This is a genomic window from Pseudomonas sp. KD5, assembly GCF_012932895.1.
Classification (GTDB): domain Bacteria; phylum Pseudomonadota; class Gammaproteobacteria; order Pseudomonadales; family Pseudomonadaceae; genus Aquipseudomonas.
On the sequence record NZ_JDWJ01000007.1, the window covers coordinates 1 to 26,022 of the forward strand.

The 26,022-nt window shown below is 60.1% G+C and carries 24 protein-coding genes; 11 read left to right on the top strand and 13 right to left on the bottom strand.

What is annotated here, in order from left to right; all coding sequences use genetic code 11:
* The 3 genes from dbpA to yccS form a co-directional block, all read left to right on the top strand.
* Nucleotides 1-1,268: ATP-dependent RNA helicase DbpA (dbpA, locus tag AF70_RS16285; RefSeq protein ID WP_169342488.1), on the top strand; the 1,268-nt coding region annotated here is incomplete at its 5' end.
* Between the two features lie 147 nt (nt 1,269-1,415).
* Nucleotides 1,416-2,594 carry an NAD(P)/FAD-dependent oxidoreductase gene (locus AF70_RS16290; RefSeq protein WP_019580658.1) on the top strand — a complete coding sequence of 393 codons (1,179 nt, stop codon included), beginning with the start codon at nt 1,416-1,418 and terminating at the stop codon, nt 2,592-2,594.
* Nucleotides 2,595-2,732: 138 nt separating this feature from the next.
* A complete protein-coding gene (yccS, locus tag AF70_RS16295; protein ID WP_028939055.1) occupies nt 2,733-4,916 on the top strand; it encodes a YccS family putative transporter in 2,184 nt (727 codons plus the stop codon).
* Nucleotides 4,917-5,063: 147 nt separating this feature from the next.
* On the opposite strand, the gene AF70_RS16300 is transcribed toward yccS, so the two are convergent.
* Nucleotides 5,064-5,801: an ABC transporter substrate-binding protein gene (locus tag AF70_RS16300; protein WP_019580656.1), complete on the bottom strand. Its 738-nt coding sequence runs from the start codon at nt 5,799-5,801 to the stop codon at nt 5,064-5,066.
* 257 nt (nt 5,802-6,058) lie between these two features.
* Between AF70_RS16300 and AF70_RS16305 the strand changes: the two genes are divergently transcribed.
* Entirely contained in the window at nt 6,059-6,511 is a 453-nt protein-coding gene (locus tag AF70_RS16305) for a GNAT family N-acetyltransferase (RefSeq protein WP_028939056.1), read from the top strand.
* 97 nt (nt 6,512-6,608) lie between these two features.
* Here AF70_RS16305 and AF70_RS16310 read toward each other — a convergent pair whose 3' ends face one another.
* The 3 genes from AF70_RS16310 to AF70_RS16320 are packed head-to-tail and all read right to left on the bottom strand — an operon-like array spanning nt 6,609 to nt 9,597.
* A complete protein-coding gene (locus tag AF70_RS16310) occupies nt 6,609-6,905 on the bottom strand; it encodes a helix-turn-helix domain-containing protein (RefSeq protein WP_007937940.1) in 297 nt (98 codons plus the stop codon).
* Nucleotides 6,906-6,936: 31 nt separating this feature from the next.
* Nucleotides 6,937-7,428, bottom strand: a complete 492-nt coding sequence (locus tag AF70_RS16315; RefSeq protein ID WP_007937938.1) for a M48 family metallopeptidase — start codon at nt 7,426-7,428, stop codon at nt 6,937-6,939.
* Between the two features lie 45 nt (nt 7,429-7,473).
* The gene (locus tag AF70_RS16320; RefSeq protein WP_028939057.1) at nt 7,474-9,597 is read right to left on the bottom strand and encodes a bifunctional diguanylate cyclase/phosphodiesterase; all 2,124 of its coding nucleotides are present in this window, start codon (nt 9,595-9,597) and stop codon (nt 7,474-7,476) included.
* Nucleotides 9,598-9,917: 320 nt separating this feature from the next.
* Here AF70_RS16320 and AF70_RS16325 point away from each other — a divergent pair, with 320 nt between their 5' ends.
* Together AF70_RS16325 and AF70_RS16330 are read left to right on the top strand one after the other, a co-directional pair.
* Nucleotides 9,918-10,586 carry a polysaccharide lyase family 7 protein gene (locus AF70_RS16325; RefSeq protein ID WP_028939058.1) on the top strand — a complete coding sequence of 223 codons (669 nt, stop codon included), beginning with the start codon at nt 9,918-9,920 and terminating at the stop codon, nt 10,584-10,586.
* Nucleotides 10,587-11,140: 554 nt separating this feature from the next.
* The gene (locus AF70_RS16330; protein ID WP_028939059.1) at nt 11,141-11,503 is read left to right on the top strand and encodes a DUF6124 family protein; all 363 of its coding nucleotides are present in this window, start codon (nt 11,141-11,143) and stop codon (nt 11,501-11,503) included.
* A 93-nt stretch (nt 11,504-11,596) separates the two neighbouring features.
* Here AF70_RS16330 and fba read toward each other — a convergent pair whose 3' ends face one another.
* The 6 genes from fba to tkt all read right to left on the bottom strand — a co-directional run bounded on the left by fba (nt 11,597) and on the right by tkt (nt 18,009).
* Nucleotides 11,597-12,661, bottom strand: a complete 1,065-nt coding sequence (fba, locus tag AF70_RS16335) for a class II fructose-bisphosphate aldolase (protein WP_018928755.1) — start codon at nt 12,659-12,661, stop codon at nt 11,597-11,599.
* A gap of 306 nt (nt 12,662-12,967) precedes the next feature.
* Complete coding sequence (locus tag AF70_RS16340) at nt 12,968-13,300, bottom strand: MliC family protein (RefSeq protein WP_018928754.1); 333 nt, start codon at nt 13,298-13,300, stop codon at nt 12,968-12,970.
* Between the two features lie 56 nt (nt 13,301-13,356).
* Nucleotides 13,357-13,578, bottom strand: a complete 222-nt coding sequence (locus tag AF70_RS16345) for a hypothetical protein (protein WP_019580652.1) — start codon at nt 13,576-13,578, stop codon at nt 13,357-13,359.
* A gap of 34 nt (nt 13,579-13,612) precedes the next feature.
* Nucleotides 13,613-14,776 carry a phosphoglycerate kinase gene (locus AF70_RS16350; protein ID WP_007937921.1) on the bottom strand — a complete coding sequence of 388 codons (1,164 nt, stop codon included), beginning with the start codon at nt 14,774-14,776 and terminating at the stop codon, nt 13,613-13,615.
* A gap of 17 nt (nt 14,777-14,793) precedes the next feature.
* Entirely contained in the window at nt 14,794-15,861 is a 1,068-nt protein-coding gene (gene epd, locus AF70_RS16355; protein WP_018928752.1) for an erythrose-4-phosphate dehydrogenase, read from the bottom strand.
* A 150-nt stretch (nt 15,862-16,011) separates the two neighbouring features.
* A complete protein-coding gene (gene tkt, locus AF70_RS16360; RefSeq protein WP_018928751.1) occupies nt 16,012-18,009 on the bottom strand; it encodes a transketolase in 1,998 nt (665 codons plus the stop codon).
* A gap of 273 nt (nt 18,010-18,282) precedes the next feature.
* On the opposite strand from tkt, the gene AF70_RS16365 reads away from it, so the two are divergent.
* From AF70_RS16365 to AF70_RS16380, 4 genes are all read left to right on the top strand, one after another.
* Nucleotides 18,283-19,278 carry a metalloregulator ArsR/SmtB family transcription factor gene (locus AF70_RS16365; RefSeq protein WP_019580651.1) on the top strand — a complete coding sequence of 332 codons (996 nt, stop codon included), beginning with the start codon at nt 18,283-18,285 and terminating at the stop codon, nt 19,276-19,278.
* 18 nt (nt 19,279-19,296) lie between these two features.
* On the top strand, nt 19,297-20,487 hold the full coding sequence (metK, locus tag AF70_RS16370; protein WP_028939060.1) for a methionine adenosyltransferase: 1,191 nt from the start codon (nt 19,297-19,299) through the stop codon (nt 20,485-20,487).
* A 156-nt stretch (nt 20,488-20,643) separates the two neighbouring features.
* Nucleotides 20,644-22,323: an NAD-dependent DNA ligase LigB gene (ligB, locus tag AF70_RS16375; RefSeq protein ID WP_028939061.1), complete on the top strand. Its 1,680-nt coding sequence runs from the start codon at nt 20,644-20,646 to the stop codon at nt 22,321-22,323.
* Nucleotides 22,324-22,413: 90 nt separating this feature from the next.
* Nucleotides 22,414-22,809, top strand: coding sequence for a DUF1090 domain-containing protein (locus AF70_RS16380; RefSeq protein ID WP_019580648.1), 396 nt, complete (start codon nt 22,414-22,416; stop codon nt 22,807-22,809).
* Between the two features lie 20 nt (nt 22,810-22,829).
* Here the strand turns inward: AF70_RS16380 and AF70_RS16385 are convergent, their stop codons facing one another.
* Nucleotides 22,830-23,279, bottom strand: a complete 450-nt coding sequence (locus AF70_RS16385) for a cytochrome c (protein WP_026286618.1) — start codon at nt 23,277-23,279, stop codon at nt 22,830-22,832.
* 128 nt (nt 23,280-23,407) lie between these two features.
* On the opposite strand from AF70_RS16385, the gene AF70_RS16390 reads away from it, so the two are divergent.
* Nucleotides 23,408-24,580: a murein transglycosylase A gene (locus AF70_RS16390; RefSeq protein ID WP_019580647.1), complete on the top strand. Its 1,173-nt coding sequence runs from the start codon at nt 23,408-23,410 to the stop codon at nt 24,578-24,580.
* 116 nt (nt 24,581-24,696) lie between these two features.
* Here AF70_RS16390 and AF70_RS16395 read toward each other — a convergent pair whose 3' ends face one another.
* Nucleotides 24,697-25,083 (bottom strand): MAPEG family protein, encoded by a 387-nt coding sequence (locus AF70_RS16395; RefSeq protein ID WP_018928745.1) that lies wholly within the window; start codon nt 25,081-25,083, stop codon nt 24,697-24,699.
* Between the two features lie 50 nt (nt 25,084-25,133).
* Complete coding sequence (locus AF70_RS16400) at nt 25,134-25,967, bottom strand: EamA family transporter (protein WP_019580646.1); 834 nt, start codon at nt 25,965-25,967, stop codon at nt 25,134-25,136.
* Nucleotides 25,968-26,022: the final 55 nt, after the last annotated feature.

The following is a 26,022-nucleotide window of genomic DNA, read 5'->3' on the forward strand; positions in this document are numbered from 1 at the left end:
TCCTCAAGGGGATGGACCTGATCGCCCAGGCCAAGACCGGCAGCGGCAAAACCGCCGCCTTCGGTATCGGCCTGTTGAACCCGATCAATCCGCGCTTCTTCGGTTGCCAGGCACTGGTCATCTGCCCGACCCGTGAGCTGGCCGACCAGGTCGCCAAGGAAATCCGTCGCCTGGCCCGCTCCGAAGACAACATCAAGGTGCTGACCCTGTGCGGCGGCGTGTCTTTCGGCCCGCAGATCGGCTCGCTGGAGCACGGCGCGCACATCATCGTCGGCACTCCAGGGCGCATCCAGCAACACCTGCGCAAGGGTTCGCTGGTGCTTCACGGCCTGAACACACTGATCCTCGACGAAGCCGACCGCATGCTCGACATGGGCTTCTACGATTCCATCGAAGAAATCATCGCCCAGTGCCCGGAACGTCGCCAGACCCTGCTGTTCTCCGCCACCTATCCGGTGGGTATCAAGCAGTTGGCGTCAAAGTTCATGCGTAATCCGCAGCAAGTGAAGGCCGAGGCGTTCCACGACGACACGCAGATCGAGCAGCGTTTCTACGAAATCTCCCCGGAAGAGCGCATGAGCGCGGTGACCAAGGTGCTCGGCCACTTCCGCCCGGCGTCCTGCGTGGCGTTCTGCTTTACCAAGCAGCAGGTTCAGGAAACCGTCGATCACCTGACGTCCAAAGGCATCTCCGCCGTCGGCCTGCACGGCGATCTGGAACAGCGTGACCGCGACCAGGTGTTGGCCATGTTCGCCAACCGCAGTACCTCGGTACTGGTCGCCACTGACGTCGCCGCACGCGGCCTGGACATCGATGCGCTGGACATGGTGATCAACGTCGAACTGGCCCGTGACTCGGAAATCCACATTCACCGTGTCGGCCGTACCGGTCGTGCCGGTGAGAAAGGCATCGCGATCAGCCTCGTCGCACCGTCCGAAGCCCATCGCGCCCAAGCTATCGAGCAACTGCAGAAGTCGCCGTTGAATTGGGATCAGGTGGATAACCTCACGTCCCAGGGCGGCGGTCCGCTGCTGCCGCTGATGAGCACGCTGTGCATTGGTGCGGGCCGTAAAGACAAGGTGCGTCCGGGTGACATTCTCGGTGCACTGACCGGCGAGGCGGGCATCCCGGGTGCCCAGGTCGGCAAGATCGCGATTTTCGACTTCCAGGCCTATGTGGCCGTGGAACGCGGGATCGCCAAGCAAGCCTTGCAGCGCCTGAACGACGGTAAAATCAAAGGCCGTTCGCTGCGCGTGCGCATTTTGTAAAACCGCACCGCCCCCCTGTAGGAGCGAGGCTTGCCCGCGAAGAACGAAAGCTCGGTACACCTGATGCAACGCGTTATCGTTCTTCGCGGGCAAGCCTCGCTCCTACGGGATCGCCGTTAGCTCTGAGATTTATGTGAGGACACCGTTTTGCGCTCTACCGAAGTCGTGATCATTGGCGCTGGCGCCGCAGGGTTGATGTGTGCGCTGACCGCCGCCGGGCGCGGGCGCAAGGTGATGTTGCTTGACCATGCCAACAAGGCCGGCAAGAAAATCCTCATGTCGGGCGGTGGCCGCTGCAATTTCACCAACATGTACACCGAGCCGAGCAATTTCCTCTCGCAGAACGCACATTTCTGCAAATCTGCGCTGGCACGTTATACCCAGTGGGACTTCATCGCTCTGGTGGCCAAACACGGCGTGCCGTACCACGAGAAGAAACTCGGCCAGTTGTTCTGCGATAACAAATCCAGCGACATCCTCGAGATGCTGCTCGACGAGTGCAATCAGGTTGGCGTCAGCCTGCACCTGGACACCTCGATCCAGACCATCGAGAAGCTCGAAAGCGGTTATCTGCTGGATACCACGCTGGACCAGATCACTTGCCAATCCCTGGTGATCGCCACCGGCGGCCTGTCGATTCCGACTCTCGGCGCCACCGGTTTCGGCTATCAGGTGGCCAAGCAGTTCGGCCACGACCTGCTGCCGACCCGCGCCGGTCTTGTGCCATTCACCATCACCGATCAGCTCAAGGAGCTGTGCACCGAGCTGTCCGGTACGTCGGTGGATTGCCTGGTGAGCTGCAACGACCAGAGTTTCCGCGAGAACATCCTGTTCACCCACCGCGGCCTCAGCGGCCCGGCGATTTTGCAGATTTCTTCGTTCTGGGAATCCGGCGACACGGTAGAGATCAACCTGATGCCGGATCACGACGTACCGAGCTGGCTGCAACAGCAGCAAGTCGAACGCCCGAACAGCGAGTTGAAAACCCTGCTCGGTGAGATCTTCACCAAGAAGATGGCCAACTTGCTGGCGGATAACTGGTTCGTCTCCAAACCGATGAAGCAGTACACCCACGCGGAAATTGCAGACATCGCCGAAAAACTGGCGAGCTGGAAAGTCGTGCCGGCCGGCACCGAGGGCTACCGCACGGCCGAAGTGACCCTGGGTGGCGTCGACACGCGTGAAGTGTCTTCCAAAACCATGGAATCGCTGAAAAGCCCTGGCCTGTATTTCGTCGGTGAAGTGCTCGACGTCACCGGGCATCTGGGTGGTTTCAACTTCCAATGGGCCTGGGCGTCCGGTTACGCGGCGGCGCAGTACGTCTGACTACACCTCTCCCCCTGCAGGGGAACGTGTTTCGCCTGGGAAGGAACAGATTTTGCTGCCTGATGTGATCGGCGCCATTGCGTCGGCGTCATTAGTGGCTCAATTTAGCGTCATCGCCTCGGAAGGCCTTCGCACTTCATGTCATCGACCACATTTCGGCAGTCTCTGCGTCGCCTCTGGGCGCTGGATAAATTCAGTTACAGCGTTCGGGTATTCATCGCCCTGACCGGCACCATGGCGCTGTGTTGGTCTCAGGATCAAATGGGGCTGCTGATCCCGTTGTTCCTGGGGATCATCGCCAGCGCCCTGGCCGAAACCGACGACAGTTGGCAGGGCCGCCTCAACGCACTGGCCGTGACGCTGGTGTGTTTTATGGTCGCCGCCCTGTCCGTCGAACTGCTATTTCCCTACCCCATCCTCTTTATCATCGCCTTTGCCTTGGCCAGCTTCTGCCTGACCATGCTCGGCGCATTGGGCGAACGCTACGGCGCGATTGCGTCAGCGACGCTGATTCTGTCGGTCTACACCATGATCGGCGTGGACCAGCGCGGCGGCGCAGTCACTGATTTCTGGCACGAGCCGGTGCTGCTGGTGGCTGGTGCGGCCTGGTACGGCTTGCTCTCGGTGTTGTGGCAGGCACTGTTTTCCAACCAGCCGGTGCAACAGAGCCTGGCGCGGTTGTTCCGTGAACTGGGTTATTACCTGAAACTGAAATCGTCGTTGTTCGAACCGATCCGGCAGTTGGACGTGGAAGCGCGCCGCCTGGAGCTGGCCCAGCAGAACGGTCGGGTGGTGGCAGCCCTGAACGCCGCCAAGGAAATCATTCTGCACCGGGTCGGCGATGGCAGGCCGGGTGCGAAACTCAGCCGATATCTGAAACTTTACTTCCTCGCCCAGGACATCCACGAGCGCGCCAGCTCCTCGCACTACCCTTACAACGCGCTGGCCGAGGCGTTCTTCCACAGCGACGTGCTGTTCCGCTGTCAGCGCCTGCTGCGCCAACAAGGCAAGGTGTGCCGCGCGCTGGCCGAATCGATCCAGATGCGCCAGCCGTTCATCTATGACGCCAGCTTCGCCGAAGCCCTGAGCGACCTGCACGCCTCCCTCGAACACCTGCGCATCCAGAGCAATCCGGCCTGGCGTGGTCTGTTGCGCTCGTTGCGGGCATTGGCCGCCAACCTCGGCACCCTCGACCGTTTGCTCAGCGACGCCAGCAACCCCGATGCGCTTGCAGATGCCACCGACAGCAGCCTGCTCGACCGTTCGCCACGCAGCCTCAAGGATGTGTGGATTCGCTTGCGCACACAGCTGACGCCAACGTCCTTGCTGTTCCGCCACGCCCTGCGCCTGCCCCTGGCATTGAGCATCGGCTACGCGATGGTGCATTTGATCCACCCCTCGCAAGGTTACTGGATCATCCTCACCACGTTGTTTGTCTGTCAGCCGAACTACGGCGCCACCCGCCGCAAACTGGGCCAGCGGATCATCGGCACCGCCATCGGCCTGACCGTGGCCTGGGCGCTGTTCGATCTGTTCCCCAACCCGTTAATCCAGTCGAGCTTCGCCATCGTTGCCGGGGTGGTGTTCTTTACCAACCGCACCACCCGCTACACCCTGGCGACGGCCGCCATTACGATCATGGTGCTGTTCTGCTTCAACCAGGTGGGCGACGGTTACGGGCTGCTTCTGCCGCGACTGTTCGATACCTTGCTCGGCAGCCTGATCGCCGGCCTGGCGGTGTTCCTGTTCCTGCCGGACTGGCAGGGCCGACGCCTGAACAAAGTGCTGGCCAATACCCTGACCTGCAACAGCATTTACCTGCGCCAGATCATGCAGCAATACGCCGTCGGTAAAAGCGACGACCTGGCTTATCGCCTGGCCCGACGTAACGCGCACAACGCCGACGCGGCGTTGTCGACGACGCTGGCCAACATGCTGATGGAGCCGGGACACTTCCGTAAGGAAGCCGATGTCGGGTTCCGATTCCTGGTGCTGTCGCACACCCTGCTCAGCTATTTGTCGGGGCTTGGGGCACACCGTGAAACCCAACTGCCATCGGATGTGCGCGAGCACTTGATCGACGGTGCGGGCGTGAGCCTGGCCGCCAGCCTCGACGACATCGCCCAGGGCCTGGCGAGCAAACAGCCGGTGGCAATTCAGAGTGACGAGGAGGAAGCCCTGGCCAACGAGCTTGAGCAGATGCCGGATGAGATCGATGAAGGGCAGCGGCTGGTGCAGACGCAACTGGCGTTGATCTGTCGGCAGCTGGGGCCGTTGCGGACGCTGGCGGCGCATCTCATTAAAGACACCAGCGAAGCCTGAGATGTGTAGTGACTGGGCGGGCCTCTTCGCGGGCAAGCCTCGCTCCTACAGGATCAGTGTCGGCCACGGGATTTGCACCCGACACAAACTCTGCAGGAGCGAGGCTTGCCCGCGAAGGCTTCAGCTCAGACACTCAGGCCTTTCAGATCACATCCCATGCTGCCTGAGCAACTTCTCATAACTCCCATCAGCCTTCATCGCCGCAATCTCGCGATCGAAACCGGCGACGATCTGTTCATGCTCCGGGTTCTTCAGGCTCACCAGAATATGCAGACTGTTCTCGCTCAACGGCTTGGGCAGGAACTCCACGGCATTGCGCACTTTGGGTGATTCCCGCGCCAGGTAATACCGGGCGACGAACTCGTCTTCCAAAGTCAGCTTGACCCGATCGGCCGCGACCATGCGCACAGCCATGGCGAAGTTATGCACCGGGACTTTCTGCAACGACACATCGTCGTCAAATTCGTGCGAATAGGCATAACCGCGTACCACCGCTATCGGGTAGGTGTGCAGTTGTTGCAGGTTGTTGTATTCGATTGGCGTGTCTTTGCGCTTGAGAAAGCGCACGCGGTTGAGCAGGTACTCACCTGAAAATTGCCCCAGCTTCGTGCGCTCGTCGGTGTACCAGGTGTTGACCAGTACGTCGTAACGTCCCTCGCCCACCCCAAACAAGGCCCGGGCCCACGGCACTTGTTCGAAATCGCTGGCGTAACCGGCCCGGGCCAGTGCGGTGCTGACGATGTCCGTGGCCACACCGCCATTGACCAGCGTGGCGTCGGTAAAGGGTGGCCAGGCATCGGCGACCAGACGCAGCTTTTCCGCAGCCTCGGCCTGTGTCAGCAACAGCAATCCGATCAAAGCAAACGCTCGATGAAACCGCGGCATGCCAGAAATCCTTAGCGGGCGAGCTGCCCGACGTGTTTTTCAGCCAAAACTCCAAGGTCCCTCTACCGGCAAACCCAGGTCCTAACATTAGCTCATTGAGGCCATTGCACAGCGCTTCATCGCAGATTACACAAAGAAGACAACTTCGCGAGAAATGAATGATGGCATTTTGGTCTTTATCACAGATTCCTCTGTCATAAAGACATCCCGCCTCAGGGCGCTTAGTATCGGAACAACGTTGTTCAAGGAATGTGAAGATGACAATCGATTGGGTCTGCAAACATCACAGCGATCTGGGCAAAGAGCAGCTGTACGCCATTTTGCAGCTGCGCGCCGAAGTGTTTGTCGTCGAGCAGAAATGCGCTTATCAAGACATCGATGGCCAGGACCTGGAAGGTGACACTTGCCATTTGATGGGCTGGGACGGGGATCGGCTGGTGGCCTACCTGCGATTGCTCGACCCAGAGTTGCAGGGCGGCGATGTAGTGATTGGCCGGGTGATCATCGCACCTGCGGCACGCGGCGCCGGGCTTGGGCATGAGTTGATGAGCCAGGCGTTGAAACAGTCCGAGAAGCACTGGCCCGAGGTGCCGATCTACCTCTCGGCCCAGGCACATTTGCAGGGGTATTATGGGCGGTACGGGTTTGTGGTGGTGGGTGAGGAATACCTGGAAGATGAGATTCCGCATATCGGGATGCGTCGTCCTTGAGGGCCCCATCGCGGGCAAGCCCGCTCCCACAGGAACAGTGAACCCCTGTAGGAGCGAGGCTTGCCCGCGAAGGCGTCATCTGCAACACCGCAAAAGCTCAGGGATACTCCAGCACCGCTTTAATCTGCCGCAGATTACGCTCGATCCACCCCCGATCAATCGCCCCCCACTCGCGAATCCGATAGCGTCCCGCGTGGTTACGTGCGCCTTCTTCCTGCTCGAACTCACAAACGATATCCAGATCCGCCAACGCCGCGATGGTGTCCTGAGCCGTGCGTCGGGGCATGCCGGTCACCTCGGTCAATGCCGGGACGTTACTGGCCAGCCCGCTGTCGATCAGGTACGCCACGTACAATCGGCGGTAGAAGCTGCTCTTGGTCTTGCTCACGTCCATCCATGCGCTCCCGATTAATTAGCAGATTTGTTCAGTGCATATCCCGCCACGTCAGGTACACCCGCAAATCGAACTCCACCTGGTGATACCCTGGCAACATGTGCTCGCACAACTTGTAGAACGCCTTGTTGTGATCCGACTCTTTGAAGTGCGCCAGCTCATGCACCACGATCATCTTCAGAAACTGCGGCGCCGCGTCCTTGAACAGCGAGGCGATGCGAATTTCTTTCTTGGCCTTGAGCTTGCCACCCTGCACCCGTGATATCGCGGTGTGCAGACCGAGCGCGCGGTGGGTCAGGTCCAGGCGGTTGTCGAACAACACCTTGTCGATGGCCGGGGCGTTACGCAGGTATTCCTGCTTGAGGTCCAGGGCATAGGCGTACAGCGCCTTGTCGCTCTGCACCCCGTGTTTTTCCGGATAGCGCTGGCTCAGGTAATCGCCCAGCCGACCTTCGGCGATCAGTTGGCGCACCTGGTCCTGCAACGCGGCAGGATAAGCCTGGAGGTATTTCAACACAGTCATTGGAGCGGCAACACGCATCACGAAAAGGTCGCCAGTGTAGCGAATTCAACTCGTCAGCGCGCCCCAGTCGAACGGCTCGACAAAGTGACCGGTGTCCTCGGCCATCAACGGCCGCGCCACCAGGAAACCCTGCACATACTGGCAACCGTTGGCTTGCAGCCACTCATATTGCGCCACCGTTTCAACCCCTTCGGCGATCACCAGCAGCCCTAACCGGTTGCACAAATCGATGACACTGCGTGCCAGCGCCGCATCCCGTTCGGACCCTGGCAACCGGGCGATCAAATGCCGGTCGAGCTTGAGCGTGTCCAGTTCCAGGTCGCGCAAATGCGCCAGCGAACAAGCCCCGGAGCCGAAGTCATCCAGCGCCACCCGCACCCCCAGATTGCGCAGCAAACGCAGTTGTTTGCGGGTCTCGTCGGGGTTAGACATCAAGGCCTCTTCCGTGACCTCGACTTCCAGCTGCTGCGGCTTCAAGCCATGGCGCTCCAGCACCTGACGCAGCTCGGTGACCAGGTTGGGCAACCCGAATTGGGTGCTGCTCAAGCTGACGCCCAGCACCAGATCTTCGGCGAACAAGGTTTCCCAGGCTTTGCGCTGCTTGGCCCCGCGATGATAAATCCAGCTACCCAGGCGACTGATCAATCGCGCCTCTTCCAGCAACGGTAAAAACAGCCCCGGCGGTACATCGCCGACACTCGGGTGCTGCCAGCGCAACAACGCTTCGAACCCGCGGATCTGCCCATCGGCAATCGCCACCTGGGGCTGATACACCAGGTTGAAATCGCGGTTCTCGATGGCCGTGCGCACGCTCTCTTCAAGCATCAGACGCGAGCGCGCCCGGCCGTTCATTTCGTGATCGTAGAAGCGATATTGCTGACGCCCGGCGCGCTTGGCTTCGTACATGGCAATGTCGGAGGCGCGCATCAGTCCGTCCAGATTAGACCCGCAATCGGGATAAGTGGCGATGCCGATGCTGGCACCCAAGGCGATGTCCATGCCTTCGATCTGCTGACAGATCGACACCCGCTCGATGAGCTTCTCGGCAATCTTTGCCGCCTGCTCGGGGAGCTCAAGATCCAGCAACGCAGTGAACTCATCGCCCCCCATCCGCGCCAGAATATCGAAGGGCCGCAGGCACGCTTTCAACTGTTCGGACACCCAACGCAACACCCGGTCGCCGGCATCGTGGCCGAGGGAATCATTGACCCGCTTGAAGCCGTCGAGGTCCAGGTACAACAGCACCCAAGTGCTGTCGGAACGTTCGCCGCGCAGCAGCAGGTTTTCAACGGTCTGGTAGAAACCCCGGCGATTGAGCAGCCCGGTCAGCGGGTCGGTCACCGCCTGGAACTCCAACTGCTGATGCAGATGGCGCACCACCGACATGTCCAGCACCGTCACCACCATCGCATGTTGTTCGGTGGGCAAAGGCGCGCAAGACAACGCCACCGGCACTTGCTGGCCGGGCGCGGTACGCAGCAGCGCATCGTGCAAGCGCAGGGTTTCACCGCGTTTGTAACCGGCAAACAACTCGGAATCGGCCCAGATCGGGATGTGCGGTTTTTGCAGGAAATCCAGAAACTCCTTGCCTTGCAGGTCGTTCACCGTGGCATTGAGCAAGCGAGACATCGCCGGGTTGGCAAAGCGAATCACCCCGTCCTCGCCCACCACCAGAATGCCTTCGGCGGCGTTATCCAGCACCGAAGCATTGAAAGCCCGGGCGACTTCCAGATCATGGCTCAACCGCTGCAAGGCACGGCGATTACGCTGGTGCTCGAGCAACGCCTGGACTTTGGGTTTGAGTATTTGCGGGTCGAACGGTTTGAACAGGTAATCCACCGCGCCACTGGCGTAACCCTTGATCACGGCGTCCTGGGACTGTTCGTTGGCGGTAAGAAAAATGATTGGCGTAAGACGGGTTCGCTGGCTGCCGCGCATCAAGCGCGCCACTTCAAAACCGTCCATGCCCGGCATCTGCACATCCAGCAGCACCAGGTCGACATCGTGTTCGAGTAACAGGCCAAGGGCTTCAAAACCGGAAGCCGCGGTCATGACCTGCCAATCCTGGCGCTGTAACAACGCGCGCATGCTGATCAGGTTTTCAGGGTAATCGTCAACAATTAACAGGATTGAGTTGCCTTCAGCTGGCTTAGATTGTGCGCATTCCATGCTGCATCTCTTGTTCGGGGCGTCAGGCCGGCTTTTTGTTAAAACCGGTCACCTATTGCGACTTCACTCTAGACCCGGATCCCATAAAGCAGAAGCCGCTGGTATCCCATCACTTCGGTAAAGTTTCATATAGCCGACTAACGGTCAGCCCTGCAGGCCTTATAAACCGGGAAGGATGGCATTTCGACAGGTTGTTGACGCCAATCATCTGCCAGAAGGGCATTAACAAAGAGGCCTTCTACGCTTATAAAGACCCACCCGAAGGCGCGAGCTAGAGCTTCTGGCACGCACGTGCAGTAAAAAAAGTGGAAGCTTGAATTATGATCGATCTCGCAACCTGGAACCTCAGTGTTCCCGTCGGCAGCCCGCCGTACACCGTCGAAACAGCCAAGCTGGTAGACGGCTTCAAGGATCAATACTTCCACTCCGACACCGGCACTTTATTTTTCTGGTCCCCGGTCACCGGCTCCAAAACCGAAAACGCGATCTACCCGCGCACCGAACTGCGCGAAACCTACAGCAACGGCACGCTGAAAAACTGGTACTACCCTGACGCGGACAACACCCTGCGTGCCACCCTCTCGGTCAGCCAGGTACCCAGTTCGGGCAAGATCGTCATTGGCCAGATCCACGCCTTCAACAGCCAGAAGCCCATGGTGAAGGTCGAGTATCAATACAAGGACTACAGCGCGACCGGCAACATCGTCGCCAAAGTCCGCATGCACCCCGACGACGACACCGCCCGGGTCATCACCATCGCCACCGGCGTGAAACTCAATCAGGAATTCTCCTACCTCATCCACCTCAGCCCAGGCGGTGCATTGGGCATCAGCGCGGCGGGGTACCAGTGGGATACCGACATCAGCACGATGTGGCGTGATAAGCCGCTGTACTTCAAGGCGGGGGTTTATGTGCAGGACAACACCGGGTACACCACTGAAGGCGGGGAAGTGACGTTCAGCAAGCTGGATATCGATCACGATACGTAATCCCAGGACCACTCGGACAGCAGAACAATCCGGGCATCCACAGAACCCGCAGGAATCCACCCATTGTGGCGAGGGGGCTTGCCCCCGTTGGGCTGCGATAGCAGCCCCAAACCCTGCCACCCCATTCCCGCTGGTGCACCGCGCCTCCCAGTTTACGGCGGCTACGCAGCCGAACGGGGGCAAGCCCCCTCGCCACAGCCCCACTTAAACGCCAACGTTTAAAGACACTCAGCGTTACTTCATGAGGCCTACAACGGCTTGCGTCGCTGCCTACAGGTACGCCAGAATCCGCCGGCTTGTGCGTCTGGGAGGCCATCGGTAACTTGATTCGTGTCACTGATTCGCAGTGATCGGGTTTAGTAGCCCGTGGTTTCGAGCTTGGTGCACAAGCATCTGTCAGTCAGGGATTTCGATTCCTGCACTTGATGGTAACTGTGCGCAGGGCACCTTCGGGTGCGCCGGCTTGCTCGAAACCCCGGTCTACTAACCTGCGTACAGTTGCCTCCACTTTGATTAGTAGCCAGAGAGGGGCACTCCAATCAGGTTTCGAGCAAATGACTAAATCAACGCCGCATCCGCCGGTCACAGACCCGGCATCCCCCTACGAATCCCCCGATTCAAAAAAATTCCACGAAGCCGCCGAGCGCGCCCTCGACCATTACCTCAACCCCGCCGCCCAAATCATGGCCACCACCCACGAACCCGAGCCCATGTACCTCGCCAATCCGAAGTACAACACCGAAGCGCTGCTGGCCAACGCCAGCGAAACACTCGGCTCGGCCACCCTCATGCTCAACAATTTCGCAGCATTGCTGGAGACCTCCCATCGCAAGACCCTGCTGGGCATTGCGCAAGTGGTCATGCTCGGTGAACTGGCGGTGAACCAGGCACTGGATCACGTCGAACCGAAGGAGTAATCGCGGCTCGGTTGGTGCAAGGCGAGCAAACTTGCTTCCAAAAAAAACCCGCCTCTCGGCGGGTTTCTTATCAACGCAGCTTAACGCTCGGGCTTAGTTAACCTTAGCGTTCAACTCGCCTTTCAGGTAACGCTGGAACATCGCTTCCAACGAAATCGGCTTGATCTTCGAAGCATTACCGGCAGTACCAAACTGCTCATAACGCGCAATACACACGTCACGCATCGCAGTAACAGTCGCGCCGAAGAATTTACGCGGGTCGAACTCGCTCGGGTTGGTGGCCATCAGGCGACGCATCGCACCGGTGGACGCCAAACGCAGGTCGGTGTCGATGTTGACCTTGCGCACGCCGTGCTTGATGCCTTCGACGATTTCTTCAACCGGTACGCCGTAGGTTTCTTTGATGTCGCCGCCGTACTGGTTGATGATCGCCAGCCACTCTTGCGGAACCGAAGACGAACCGTGCATCACCAGGTGGGTGTTCGGGATGCGTTTGTGGATTTCCTTGATGCGGTCGATGGCCAGCACGTCGCCGGTAGGTGGCTTGGTGAACTTGTAGGCGCCGTGGCTGGTGCCGATGGCGATGGCCAGGGCGTCGACCTGGGTCTTCTTGACGAAGTCCGCGGCTTCTTCCGGGTCGGTCAGCATTTGGCTGTGATCCAGAACGCCTTCGGCGCCGATGCCGTCTTCTTCACCGGCCATGCCGGTTTCCAGCGAACCCAGGCAGCCCAGCTCGCCTTCCACCGATACGCCGCAGGCGTGAGCCATGGCCACGGTTTGTTGGGTAACGCGAACGTTGTACTCGTAGTCGGTCGGGGTCTTGCCGTCTTCGCCTAGGGAGCCGTCCATCATGACCGAGCTGAAGCCCAGTTGAATGGAGCGCTGGCAGACGTCAGGGCTGGTGCCGTGGTCCTGGTGCATGCACACCGGGATGTGCGGGAATTCTTCGATGGCCGCCAGGATCAGGTGACGCAGGAACGGGGCGCCTGCGTATTTGCGAGCACCGGCCGAAGCCTGGACGATCACCGGGGAGTCAGTCTTGTCAGCGGCTTCCATGATGGCGCGCATCTGCTCAAGGTTGTTGACGTTGAAGGCTGGAACGCCGTAGCCGAACTCGGCTGCGTGGTCCAGCATCTGGCGCATGCTGATAAGTGCCATTGTGTGTGTCTCTCCCGGTTGAGGGTCGTTAATCGTGCCAGCCTGCCGTAGCGGCGGCGGCTATTCAAGTTATTGCAGATCGGGGGTTGGCCCGGGCTGCGAATTCGGTACAACAAAACTCTTGTATCGCTGAAGCCTTGTGGCGAGGGGGCTTGCCCCCGTTCGGCTGCGCAGCAGTCGCAAATCGGACGACGTGGTCTAACTGAAGCACTGCATCCGCTGGCTTCGGGAGTGCTTCGCACTCCAACGGGGGCAAGCCCCCTCGCCACAAAAGCCCGCACCCACATTAGGTCCGTGGCGTGTCAATTACTGCGCTTTACAACCGCGGCCGATCAAATCATTGGTGGCGACCCAGTACACCAGGCCCTCCTCACCTTTTACGTGAAACGCCAGCATGTCGTTGCTGTACAGCGAGCCTTCGGCGCCCGGCTCAAGCTTCAGGCGGTAGACCTGATCGGCGCCGCCCAAACGGACATCGACTGCCTTGCGGCTCACGTCAGTGTAGCGCCAGAGCACTTTGGCCTGACTGTCGCAGGTCCAGGTGGTCCAGTTGTCCGTTGATTGGGCAGGCTTGAACAGGTCGAAATTCGAACAACCTGCCAGCAATACCAGCGCCGAAACGGCGATAAAACCTTTCATCCATGTTCCTCGACTGACGGCGCATGCCGCCAGCCCTGAGTAAAGAGTCAGACCCGTCAAGGGCAGCCATGTTCCTTGGCCGGAGTCTGTGTCTCGTATTTGTCCAGGCCATCGGGCCCGGACCGCTTGTTGATCACCGGGTTGGTTTCCGCTTGCCAGTCAGCCTGGTAGCAGCCTTTATCCGACGCGGATGGCGCGGGCTCCGGCGTGGCTTTCGGGTTACTCCCGCAAGCCGCCAGCATACCCGCGGCGATCAACAGCATTAATGTCCTGACCATCTGAACACTCCTTTGCCTGGTCAAATGAGCGGCCTCAGGCCTTGGCCCGGCTTTCCAGGACTTCAACGGCCGGCAGCACTTTGCCTTCGACGAATTCGAGGAAAGCACCGCCGCCGGTAGAAATGTAGGAGATTTGCTCGGCAACGCCATATTTATCGATGGCCGCCAGAGTGTCGCCACCGCCGGCAATGGAGAACGCCGAGCTTTCCGCGATGGCCTGGGCCAGCACTTTGGTGCCGTTACCGAACTGGTCGAATTCGAACACGCCCACCGGGCCGTTCCACAGGATGGTCTTGGACGACTTCAGCAGCTCGGCGAAATTCGCCGCGGTCTGTGGGCCGATGTCCAGGATCATGTCGTCTGCAGCCACGTCGGCGATCAGTTTGACAGTCGCGGTCGCACTTTCAGCGAATTCCTTGGCGACTACCACGTCCACTGGCAATGGCACGCTGACTTTCGCCGCGATTTCACGAGCGGTGTCCAGCAGGTCCGGCTCGTACAGCGATTTGCCAACCGGGTGACCGGCAGCGGCCAGGAAGGTGTTGGCAATGCCGCCACCAACGATCAGCTGGTTGCAGATCTGGCTCAGGCTGTTGAGTACGTCGAGTTTGGTCGACACTTTAGAGCCCGCAACAATGGCAGCCATTGGCTGGGCCGGGGAGCCCAGGGCCTTGCCCAGTGCGTCCAGTTCGGCGGCGAGCAACGGGCCAGCAGCGGCGACTTTGGCGAATTTGGCCACGCCATGGGTCGAGCCCTCGGCGCGGTGAGCAGTGCCGAAAGCGTCCATCACGAACACGTCGCACAGAGCGGCGTATTGCTTGGCCAGCTCGTCGGCGTTCTTTTTCTCGCCCTTGTTGAAGCGCACGTTTTCGAACAACACGATGTCGCCGGCTTTCACGTCGACGCCGCCCAGGTAATCGGACACCAGCGGCACTTCACGGCCCAGAGCCTTGCTCAGGTAGTCAGCCACTGGCTTGAGGCTGTTCTCGGCGGAGAATTCGCCTTCGGTCGGACGGCCAAGGTGCGAGCAGACCATCACTGCCGCGCCTTTTTCCAGGGCCAGCTTGATGGTCGGCAGCGAAGCCAGGATACGCGCATCGCTGGTGACAACACCGTCCTTGACTGGGACGTTGAGGTCTTCGCGGATCAGTACGCGCTTACCTTGCAGATCGAGGTCGGTCATCTTCAACACGGTCATGGGTCGCAATTCCTGGGTTACTGTTTTTGAAAGACAGATTGTGGAGTAGTAGCGGCTTGCAAATAGTGCTCTGCAACGTCCAGCATTCGATTGGCAAAACCCCATTCGTTGTCGAACCAGGCCAGGATGTTCACCAGCCGTGGGCCGGAAACGCGTGTCTGACTGGCATCGACGATGGCCGAATGTGGGTCATGATTAAAATCACAACTGGCGTGAGGCAACTCGGTGTAGGCCAGAAGGCCTTTGAGCGGGCCATGGGTGGCGGCCTCGCGCAGAATCCGGTTGACCTCGGTGGCGTCGGTATCGCTCACGGTCTGCATCGTAATATCGAGGCAAGACACGTTAACCGTCGGCACCCGCACGGCTTTGGCCTGAATTCGCCCGGCAAGTTCCGGCAGCAGGCGCTCAATGCCTCGCGCCAGACCAGTGGACACCGGAATCACCGACTGGAACGCCGAACGGGTGCGGCGCAGATCTTCGTGGTGATAGGCGTCGATCACCGGCTGATCGTTCATCGCCGAGTGGATGGTGGTGATCGACACGTATTCCAGACCAATGGCCTGATCCAGCAGGCGCAACAGCGGCACGCCGCAGTTGGTGGTGCAAGACGCGTTGGACACCAGCAGCTCGTCGCCGGTCAGGCAATCCTGGTTCACGCCGTAGACGATGGTGGCGTCGACATCCGCCTCGCTGGCCATCGGCTGGGAAAACAGCACCCGTGGCGCACCGGCGTCGAGAAAACGCTGGCCATCCTGACGGGTGTGATAAGCGCCGGAGCACTCCAGCACCAGATCGACGCCCAACGACGCCCAATCGATGCCTTCGGGGGTGGCACTGCGCAGGACCTTCACGCAGTCGCCCTTAATATGCAGACAATCGCCCTCAACCCTCACTTCACCGGGAAACCGCCCGTGAGTGGAGTCGAAGCGTGTCAGGTATTCGATGCTGGCCATGTCGGCCAGATCGTTGATCGCGACAATTTCAAACCCGGCTTTCTCGCCTCGCTCAAACAACGCACGCAAGACGCAACGACCAATTCGGCCGTAGCCGTTGAGTGCAACTTTGTAAGGACGCGGTTGAGGCATGGGGTTCTCGATTACCGTGGTGAATCCGTCAGTGCAGCATTGACTGGCCCGACGCCTTCGCGAGCAAGCCCGCTCCCACAGGAGAGTGCGATCTCCAGTGGGAGCGGGCTTGCTCGCGAAAGCGGCAGTCCAGACGACACATTTTCTGGATCAGTCTTCCAGCAGCTCTTCAGCCTGACCCAGGATGTTTTCCAGGGTGAAGCCGAACTCTTCGAACAAGGCCGGCGCAGGCGCCGACTCGCCGTAGGTGGTCATGCCGATCACGCGGCCTTCCAGGCCCACGTACTTGTACCAGTAGTCCGCGTGGGCGGCTTCGATGGCGATACGCGCGCTGACCTGCAACGGCAGAACCGATTGCTTGTAGCCGGCGTCCTGGGCTTCGAAGACGCTGGTGCATGGCATCGACACCACACGAACCTTGCGGCCTTGCTCGGTCAGTTTGTCGAAGGCTTGAACGGCCAGGCCGACTTCCGAACCGGTGGCGATCAGGATCAGCTCAGGCTCGCCTGCGCAGTCCTTCAACACGTAACCGCCACGGGCGATCTCTTCGATCTGGATCGCATTGCGGGTTTGGTGCTGCAGGTTCTGACGGGAGAAGATCAGCGCCGAAGGACCGTCGTCACGCTCCAGGGCGAACTTCCAGGCCACCGCCGATTCAACGGCATCGGCCGGACGCCAGGTGTCGAGGTTCGGTGTGCAGCGCAGGCTGGCCAGTTGCTCGATCGGCTGGTGCGTCGGACCGTCTTCGCCCAGACCGATGGAGTCGTGGGTGAACACGTAGACAATGCGTTTCTTCATCAGCGCCGACATGCGTACCGCGTTGCGGGCGTATTCCATGAACATCAGGAAGGTCGCGCCGTAAGGCACCAGGCCGCCGTGCAGAGCCACGCCGTTCATGATCGCGCTCATGCCGAACTCGCGAACGCCGTAGTACATGTAGTTGCCGCTGGCGTCTTCGGCGGTGACGCCTTTGCAACCTTTCCACAGGGTCAGGTTGGAACCGGCCAGGTCAGCCGAACCGCCGAGCAGTTCCGGCAGCAGCGGGCCGAAGGCGTTCAGGGCGTTCTGGCTGGCTTTACGGCTGGCGATGGATTCGCCTTTGGCCGCGACTTCAGCGATGTAGGCCTGGGCCTTCTCGGCGAAATCGGTCGGCAGATCACCGCTCAGGCGACGAACCAGTTCATTGGCCAGCTCAGGGAAGGCGGCGGAGTACGCAGCGAAACGCTGATCCCACTCGGCTTCGGCAGCGCGACCGGCTTCCTTGGCGTCCCACTCGGCATAGATATCAGCCGGGATTTCGAACGGGCCGTAGTTCCACTTCAGCGCTTCACGGGTCAGAGCGATTTCCGCGTCACCCAACGGGGCGCCGTGGCAATCTTCCTTGCCTTGCTTGTTCGGCGAACCGAAGCCGATGGTGGTCTTGCAGCAGATCAGCGTCGGTTGTGCGCTTTTGCGCGCGGTTTCGATCGCGATCTTGATTTCTTCCGGATCGTGACCGTCGACATTGCGGATCACTTGCCAGTTGTAGGATTCGAAACGCTTCGGCGTGTCGTCGGTGAACCAGCCTTCGACTTCACCGTCGATGGAGATGCCGTTGTCATCGTAGAAGGCGATCAGTTTGCCCAGGCCCAGCGTACCGGCCAGGGAACTGACTTCGTGGGAAATGCCTTCCATCATGCAGCCATCACCCAGGAATACGTAGGTGTGGTGATCGACGACGTTATGGCCAGGACGGTTGAACTGCGCCGCCAGGACTTTTTCCGCGAGGGCGAAACCGACCGCGTTGGCCAGGCCTTGGCCCAGTGGACCGGTGGTGGTTTCAACGCCCGGGGTGTAGCCGTATTCCGGGTGACCCGGGGTGCGGCTGTGCAGTTGGCGGAAGTTTTTCAGGTCATCGATCGACAGGTCGTAGCCGGTCAGGTGCAGCAGCGAGTAGATCAACATCGAGCCGTGACCGTTGGACAGCACGAAGCGGTCACGGTCGGCGAACGATGGATTGCTCGGGTTGTGCTTCAGGTAGTCACGCCAAAGTACTTCGGCGATATCCGCCATACCCATAGGGGCACCGGGATGGCCGCTGTTGGCTTTTTGCACGGCATCCATGCTGAGGGCACGAATGGCGTTGGCGCGCTCACGACGGCTGGGCATCGCTGATCTCCTGCGGATATTGAATCGAGAGTGAATAAAACGAAACGGAAAAAAGGCGAGCATTTTCCCTCACCGACCCGCCTCGGGGCAATGAGAGATAGTCATCCGAAGGCGTTTTTCCAATGGATAACGGCGTATTCGACTGATGAAACCTTTCCGCTGTTGGTTTGTGGACTGAAACTAACGTTAAGAAGTGCCATCTATCGACCAATATCAAAACTTTTTGATATTGCTCTTGCGGTGTTTTCTGACCGTCACTAGACTGCTGGCCTTATGAATCTGCGCGTGCCTTCCATTCAACATGACGATTGCGATGAGCTGGCGGCCCTGTGCAAGGCCGGCGGCGATCCTCTGCGGCTGAATGTATTGCGCGCGCTGGCCAACGATTCGTTCGGCGTACTGGAACTGGCGCAGATCTTCGGCATCGGTCAGTCCGGCATGAGTCATCACCTCAAGGTATTGGCCCAGGCCGACCTGGTGGCAACCCGCCGTGAAGGCAATGCGATTTTCTACCGTCGCGCCCTGCCCCACACCGACCTGCTGGGCGGAAAGCTGCATGCCGCGCTGCTCGAAGAAGTGGACAACCTGACCCTGCCGACTGACGTTCAGGCGCGGATCGGTCAGGTCCACGGGCAACGTGAGGCGGCCAGCCAGGACTTTTTCTCACGGGTCGCGGAGAAGTTTCGCGCCCAGCAAGACTTGATCGCCGGCCTGCCGCAATACCGCGAAAGCGTGGTGGCCCTGCTCGACAAACTGAGCTTCGGCCCCGGCGCCACGGCCATCGAAGTAGGTCCCGGCGATGGCGCTTTTCTGCCGGAGCTGGCGCGTCGCTTCACTCAGGTCACGGCGCTGGACAACAGCCCGGCGATGCTCGAACTGGCCCGTCAGGTCTGTGAACGTGAAACGCTGGCTAACGTCAGCCTGCAATTGGCCGATGCATTGAACGGTGTAAGCCTTCAGGCCGACTGCGTTGTACTGAACATGGTGCTACACCATTTTGCCGCACCGGCCGAAGCGCTCAAGCACATGGCCGGCTTGCTGCAACCAGGCGGTAGCCTGTTAGTGACAGAGTTATGTAGCCACAACCAGAGTTGGGCCAGGGAGGCCTGCGGTGATCTCTGGTTGGGGTTTGAACAGGACGATCTGGCCCGTTGGGCCACCGCTGCGGGACTCGTTCCCGGGGAAAGCCTCTATGTAGGCTTACGTAATGGTTTCCAGATACAGGTCCGCCATTTTCAGCGACCGGCTGGCGACACTCACCATCGGTAAATTCAGGAAAAAATCGAGATGAGCGAATACTCCCTCTTCACCTCCGAGTCCGTGTCTGAAGGGCATCCGGACAAAATCGCCGACCAGATTTCCGATGCGGTGCTGGACGCCATCATTGCTGAAGACAAGTTCGCCCGCGTGGCGTGCGAGACTCTGGTGAAAACCGGCGTGGCAATCATCGCCGGTGAAGTCACCACGTCGGCCTGGGTCGATCTGGAAGACATCGTCCGTAACGTGATTCTCGACATCGGCTACAACAGCTCCAATGTCGGCTTCGACGGTGCAACCTGCGGCGTGATGAACATCATCGGCAAGCAGTCCCCCGACATCAACCAGGGTGTTGACCGTGCCAAGCCTGAAGATCAGGGCGCCGGCGACCAGGGCCTGATGTTCGGCTACGCCAGCAATGAAACCGACGTGCTGATGCCAGCACCGATCACCTTCTCGCACCAACTGGTTCAGCGCCAGGCCGAAGCCCGCAAGTCCGGCCTGCTGCCTTGGCTGCGTCCAGACGCCAAGTCGCAAGTGACCTGCCGCTACGAAAACGGCAAGGTTGTCGGTATCGACGCCGTTGTACTGTCGACCCAGCACAACCCGGAAGTGTCCTACAAAGACCTGCGCGAAGGCGTGATGGAGCTGATCGTCAAGCACGTGCTGCCTGCCGAACTGCTGTCCAAGGACACCCAGTTCCACATCAACCCGACTGGCCAGTTCATCATCGGTGGCCCGGTGGGCGACTGCGGCCTGACCGGTCGCAAGATCATCGTTGACAGCTACGGCGGCATGGCCCGTCACGGCGGCGGCGCGTTCTCCGGTAAAGATCCATCTAAGGTTGACCGTTCGGCTGCCTACGCCGGTCGTTATGTGGCCAAGAACATCGTCGCTGCCGGCCTGGCCGAGCGTTGCGAGATTCAGGTTTCCTACGCAATCGGCGTCGCTCAACCGACTTCGATTTCGTTGAACACCTTCGGCACCGGCAAGATCAGCGATGACAAGATCGTCAAACTGGTCCGCGAAGTGTTCGACCTGCGTCCATACGCGATCACCACCATGCTCGACCTGCTGCACCCGATGTACCAGGACACCGCTGCGTACGGCCACTTCGGTCGCACCCCGGAAACCAAAACCGTGGGCGACGATACGTTCACCACGTTCACCTGGGAAAAAACCGACCGCGCCGACGCTCTGCGTGTCGCGGCCGGCCTGTAAGACCTCCCCGGTTGTCAAAAAGCCCCGCACGGTTCGCCGTGCGGGGCTTTTTCATGAAGAAGATCCCACCTCGAAACACGCAGAATTACACCTCTGCACTCCACACCCGAAACCTGACTAGCCTTGAAAGCATCCCAACGAGCAAGGACGCTCTCGATGCTGCCCAACCTGCGCCTGTTTTTCGGTTTCCTGCTGACCCTCACCTGCCTGACCGCCAATGCCGCCGACTGCCCTGATTGGCCGCTGGCCCGCGCCCTGGACGAAATCAACGCACTGCAAAAGCGAATCGACCTCTGGGACGACAGCTATCATCGCGAAGGACGCTCTTTGGTCGCCGATGAACTCTATGATCAATCCCGCATACGACTAAGCGAATGGCGCGAGTGTTTTGACTCAGGCCCTTCAGCCGAACCGTTGCGCACTGCCGGTGGCACGATTGCTCACCCCATCGCCCACACCGGCCTGGAAAAACTGCGCGATGGGCGCGCGGTCGAAGCCTGGCTGAAAAATCGGGATGAGGTCTGGATTCAGCCCAAGGTCGACGGCGTGGCAGTGACGTTGATCTATCGCAACGGCTGGCTGCACCAGGCGATCAGTCGTGGTGACGGGATGACCGGCCATGACTGGACTGCCTCAGCACGCCAGATCACCACCATTCCCCAAAAACTTCCGCAGCCGCTGGACCTGCTGCTGCAAGGCGAACTCTATTGGCGCCTGACCGAGCACGTGCAAGCCGAGGCCGGCAGCCTCAATGCCCGCGCCACGGTGGCCGGGTTAATGGCACGCAAGACGCTGAACCCTGAGCAAGCCGCCGGTATCGGCCTGTTCGTCTGGGACTGGCCACAAGGCCCGAAAAGCCTGCCCGCCCGCGTGGCGGCTCTGGATGAGCTGGGGTTCCCGAGCACCGCGCCCTACAGCCAGCCGATCGAGGCATTTGCCGATGCCGAACGCTGGCGCGATCACTGGTATCGCTCGCCTCTGCCCTTTGTCAGCGATGGCGTCGTTTTGCGACAGAGCCAGCGCCCAGCGGCCGAGCGCTGGCAGGCGAAAACGCCTTACTGGAGCGTCGCCTGGAAGTATCCCTTCGCCCAGGCACTGGCCGAGGTGCGCAAGGTCCACTTCAAGATTGGACGAACCGGCCGGATCACACCGGTGCTGGATCTGGCACCGGTGATGCTCGATGACCGGCAGATCAAGCGTGTCAGCGTCAGTTCCCTGCAGCGCTGGGAAGCGCTGGACATTCGTCCCGGCGATCAGGTCGCCATCAGCCTGGCCGGGCTGACCATCCCCAGGCTCGACGGTGTCGTATTGCGCAGCACCGAACGTCCTGAATTGAACGCACCGCTGGCAGCAGATTTTCATCCGTTGAGTTGCTGGCAGCCGACACCCGGATGCGAAAGCCAGTTTCTCGCACGGCTGGCCTGGCTCAGCGGCAAACAGGGGCTGGCCTTGCCGCATGTCGGGCCGGGCACCTGGGAGAAACTGCTCAAGGCCGAACGTCTCGACAACTTGCTCGATTGGTTGACCCTCGACGAGCAAGAGCTTGCTAACATTGACGGCTTCGGCGAACGCAGCAGTGCTCGTCTTTTGAACAGTTTCAACAGCGCCCGGCAACGACCGTTCGCCCGCTGGCTCAAAGCCCTGGGCTTGCCGCCGACCGGCCAGGCACAGCTCGCCGATTCATGGCAGGTGCTGGCGCAACGAAACACCGAACAATGGCAGGCCGAAACCGGCATCGGCCCGGGACGCGCGGCGCAACTGAGCGCATTTTTCCGCGACCCGCAGGTCCTGGCCTTGAGCGAGACATTACGTGTTGCCGGGATTGACGGTTTTTAGCAGCCGGCGACGCCCGCCAGCCTGGGAACCCATAGGTACCGATGCGCTCAAACAGCCCATCGCTACATCGATTTTTCACCTGGAGCTTTTATGAAACTTCTTTCACCGCTCGCCTTGTTGACCCTGTGCAGCGTGATGGCCGCTCCATTAATGGCCGCCGAAGACGCCCCGGGCCTGACCGGCTGCGCTGCCAAAAAACAAGGCATCATCAACCAGATCGAACTGGCCAAGTCTCACGGTAACGCCGATCAACAGGCTGGCCTGGAAACCGCCCTGAGCGAAGTTACCGCCCATTGCACCGACGCTTCCTTGAAGAAGGAACGGGAAAACAAGGTGCTCGACGCCAAGCACGAAGTCAGCCGGCGTCAGGCCGACCTCGACAAGGCGATGAAAAAAGGCGACGCCGAGAAGATCAACAAACGCAAAGACAAACTGGCTCAATCGCGCAAGGATTTACAGGACGCGCTCGACGAGCTGGATAAGTAATCCGGTTTGAACACGCCGCCTCAATGATCCCGAAACTCTTTATGGCAGGCACTACAGGCGTCTTCGACTTTCTGAACTGCCGGCCCCAGGTTGCTGGCCTTGTAGGGTTGAACCTGGCTGGCGATCACCAGTTCACCGGTGGCGCCTTCAAGGGTGCGGGCCATTTCCTGGAAGCGTGCCTGCTTCTGCCAGACATCGTCCTTGGCGCTGGTGTGATCTTCTTCGCGCACCTGCGGGAAATGTTTCCACGGCTCATGGGACAACGCGTCGAGCTTCACGGCACCGTCGGCGAATTTCGGGCCATCGAACGGAATACGCCCACGCAACATGCCACCCAGGTCTTCGCCGGTCTTGAGCATTTGCTTGAAGATCGCCTTGCGCTGGCCCAGAGGCGAGTTCGGGTCGACACCGCCGCAGGCGGACAAGGTCAGGCAGGCCAGCAATACAACAGAGAGTCTTTTAAGAGTCATGGTGGCTTCAGATCACTGGAAACGGCGGCCAGTATCCTCGCGTCACCGGCAAAGACCAATAGCCCTATTATCAATACGGGTTGTTTGAGCGCATGGAGCACTCAGGCAACCGGCAAAGGAATTACTCCATGAACAGCCGTTTCAAGGCGTGGCGTCACAACCTGGCCTGGACCCTTCCGATGGTGGCCGTGCTTGCGGGCTGCACCGGTGGCGACAGCAGCACACCGAAAACCCACGCACTGGCGACCTACTCCAGCGCTACCTGGGAAGCCCTTCCAGCGGTGTCCGACAACGACCTCGTCGCCGGTTTTGGCTCGTGGCGCAGCGCCTGCACCCGACTCAAGGCCGACCCGGTCTGGGGTGGCACCTGTGCCGCTTCCGCCAACGTGCAGCCAACCGCCAGCGACATCCGTGGTTTTCTCAAACAGAACCTCGACGTCTACGGCCTGCGCGCCGCCAATGACAACCCCAACGGCCTGATCACCGGTTACTACGAACCGGTGTATCCCGGCAGTCTGACCCAGACCAAGCAAGCGAACATCCCGGTGTACGGCGTGCCCGAGGACATGATCATCGTCTCGCTGGACAGTATCTACCCGGAGCTCAAAGGCAAACGCCTGCGCGGACGACTCGAAGGTCGCGTGCTCAAGCCTTACGACGATGCGGCAACCATTGAAACCAAAGGCGTGAAGGCGCCGGTGATTGCCTGGCTGACCGACCCGATGAACCTGCAATTCCTGCAAATCCAGGGTTCGGGGCGCATCCAGCTCGATGATGGCCGTCAATTGCGCATTGGTTATGCCGACCAGAACGGCCACCCCTATCGACCTATTGGCCGCTGGCTGGTGGATCAGGGCGAGCTGAAGAAAGAAGAGGTGACCATGAGCGCCATCGATAACTGGGCCAAGGCCAATCCGACGCGCATTCCCGAACTGCTCGGCAGCAACCCCAGCTACGTGTTCTTCAATCGCAACCCGGACAGCAACGAAGGGCCGCGCGGTTCGCTGAATGTGCCATTGACCGCAGGTTATAGCGCGGCAGTGGATCGCAAGGTGATTCCGCTCGGCAGCTTGTTGTGGTTATCGACGACGCGACCGGACGGCAGCGCACTGGTGCGTCCGGTGGCCGCTCAAGATACCGGCGGCGCGATTGCCGGCGAGGTCCGCGCAGACCTGTTCTGGGGCACGGGCGAGGCGGCCGGGCAATTGGCCGGCGACATGAAACAGCAGGGGCAGATCTGGATGCTCTGGCCTAAAGGGGCGGCGTTGCCTCAGGTGCCGCAGGTGGCTGACAAACTTTAGAAGCAAACGATCGCAGACTACGCCAGCGTCAGCATCGAGAGCGTTCGTCGCAATATCGCGAATGAACATCGATCCCTGCAGGGAATGGCGCAGCCTGCGATCCTTTGATCTTGCCGTTAAACAGACACCACAAAGAAACTGACGATCAGCCCCATGCCTATGGCCCACACCAGCGACCGCAGAATCGCCCAGTCCGCCAGATAGCAAATGATGTACAGCAGCCGACTGGTGATGAACAGCACCGACAGCACATTGATCGTCACCAGTTCGGCATTGCCGGCCAGATGCGCCACGATCACCGCCGCGGCAAACGCCGGGGTCACTTCGAAGCTGTTCAACTGCGCCGAATGCGCACGCCTGGCCACTCCTTCGAGCGAATCCAGAAACGCCCTTGGGTCGTGATTCTGTTTCAGCCCGAACTTGCCATTGCTGAACTTGGCGACGCCCGTGCACAGATAAGGCAAGCAGATCGCAATCAAAATGCACCACAGAGCAACCGTCATAACGCAGTCCCTTCTTCAAGTTGTAGAGAATCGAATTCCATCAGCGGCGACTAAAACTTCATCACCAACATGCCGATCAATACCAGTCCACAGGCTAAGAGCCGTGGCCTGCCAAAAGGTTCTTTGAGGTAGCGCATACCGAACAGCACCACCAGAATCACGCTGATCTCGCGCAGCGCCGCTGCCTCGGCAATTGAACCGAGCTGCATGGCCCACAGCACCAGAGCGTAGCTGAACAACACGCAGAACCCGACCGCCAACCCCAACCGCCACTGTTCGCGCCAGAACAACATGAACGCCGGTCGTTTGCGCACCAGCGCCAGCAATGGGAACGACCAGGCACTGAGCACGGTGACCCATACCAGGTAATCCAGCGGATGGGACCAGCGCCGCAAGGCCTGGCCATCGATGAAGGTGTAGCAACCGATGCACAACCCGATCAGCGCCACCACCGGCAGCATCGACCACGGCAGGCGCACCCCGCCACCGCCCTGCCAGAGCAGGCACACCATGCCGAACGGGATGAGCAAAATCCCGAAGATCTGCTGAGCCGTCAGCACTTCTCCGGCGAAGATCAGCGTCAGTGCCAGCACCACCAGCGGCGACAAGCCGCGCATCAACGGATAGACCAGACCGAGATCGCCGACCCGATAGGCCTGGATCAACAGGTAGCGATAGAGCAACTCGAATGCCGCCGACGCAAGAATCCACGGCCACATATCCAGTGGCGGCAGCGCCACGAAGGGCAGCATCAGCGCGACAAACAGCAACGCCACGCTGTCCATGCAGGCCACCACCAACAGCCGCTCCGCGCTGAACTTGATCAGGGTATTCCACGCCGCATGCAACAGCGCCGCCACCAACACCAGAATCGTCGCAAGCACGGCACACTCCTTGTATTGCCCCTACATCTCGGGACAGAGATTTGATTCGCCATAT

Excerpts from the sequence above, each read along its gene's own strand:
- AF70_RS16315 (WP_007937938.1), bottom strand. The coding sequence starts at position 7,428 with ATGACTGTGTTGAAATACCTCCAGGCTTATCCTGCCGCGTTGCAGGAC.
- AF70_RS16305 (WP_028939056.1), top strand. The coding sequence starts at position 6,059 with ATGACAATCGATTGGGTCTGCAAACATCACAGCGATCTGGGCAAAGAG.
- AF70_RS16320 (WP_028939057.1), bottom strand. The coding sequence starts at position 9,597 with ATGGAATGCGCACAATCTAAGCCAGCTGAAGGCAACTCAATCCTGTTA.
- ligB (WP_028939061.1), top strand. The coding sequence starts at position 20,644 with ATGCTGCCCAACCTGCGCCTGTTTTTCGGTTTCCTGCTGACCCTCACC.
- AF70_RS16385 (WP_026286618.1), bottom strand. The coding sequence starts at position 23,279 with ATGACTCTTAAAAGACTCTCTGTTGTATTGCTGGCCTGCCTGACCTTG.
- metK (WP_028939060.1), top strand. The coding sequence starts at position 19,297 with ATGAGCGAATACTCCCTCTTCACCTCCGAGTCCGTGTCTGAAGGGCAT.
- AF70_RS16310 (WP_007937940.1), bottom strand. The coding sequence starts at position 6,905 with ATGGACGTGAGCAAGACCAAGAGCAGCTTCTACCGCCGATTGTACGTG.
- AF70_RS16390 (WP_019580647.1), top strand. The coding sequence starts at position 23,408 with ATGAACAGCCGTTTCAAGGCGTGGCGTCACAACCTGGCCTGGACCCTT.
- AF70_RS16325 (WP_028939058.1), top strand. The coding sequence starts at position 9,918 with ATGATCGATCTCGCAACCTGGAACCTCAGTGTTCCCGTCGGCAGCCCG.
- tkt (WP_018928751.1), bottom strand. The coding sequence starts at position 18,009 with ATGCCCAGCCGTCGTGAGCGCGCCAACGCCATTCGTGCCCTCAGCATG.
- AF70_RS16380 (WP_019580648.1), top strand. The coding sequence starts at position 22,414 with ATGAAACTTCTTTCACCGCTCGCCTTGTTGACCCTGTGCAGCGTGATG.
- AF70_RS16345 (WP_019580652.1), bottom strand. The coding sequence starts at position 13,578 with ATGGTCAGGACATTAATGCTGTTGATCGCCGCGGGTATGCTGGCGGCT.
- AF70_RS16395 (WP_018928745.1), bottom strand. The coding sequence starts at position 25,083 with ATGACGGTTGCTCTGTGGTGCATTTTGATTGCGATCTGCTTGCCTTAT.
- AF70_RS16300 (WP_019580656.1), bottom strand. The coding sequence starts at position 5,801 with ATGCCGCGGTTTCATCGAGCGTTTGCTTTGATCGGATTGCTGTTGCTG.
- AF70_RS16365 (WP_019580651.1), top strand. The coding sequence starts at position 18,283 with ATGAATCTGCGCGTGCCTTCCATTCAACATGACGATTGCGATGAGCTG.
- AF70_RS16330 (WP_028939059.1), top strand. The coding sequence starts at position 11,141 with ATGACTAAATCAACGCCGCATCCGCCGGTCACAGACCCGGCATCCCCC.
- epd (WP_018928752.1), bottom strand. The coding sequence starts at position 15,861 with ATGCCTCAACCGCGTCCTTACAAAGTTGCACTCAACGGCTACGGCCGA.
- fba (WP_018928755.1), bottom strand. The coding sequence starts at position 12,661 with ATGGCACTTATCAGCATGCGCCAGATGCTGGACCACGCAGCCGAGTTC.
- AF70_RS16350 (WP_007937921.1), bottom strand. The coding sequence starts at position 14,776 with ATGACCGTGTTGAAGATGACCGACCTCGATCTGCAAGGTAAGCGCGTA.
- yccS (WP_028939055.1), top strand. The coding sequence starts at position 2,733 with ATGTCATCGACCACATTTCGGCAGTCTCTGCGTCGCCTCTGGGCGCTG.
- AF70_RS16340 (WP_018928754.1), bottom strand. The coding sequence starts at position 13,300 with ATGAAAGGTTTTATCGCCGTTTCGGCGCTGGTATTGCTGGCAGGTTGT.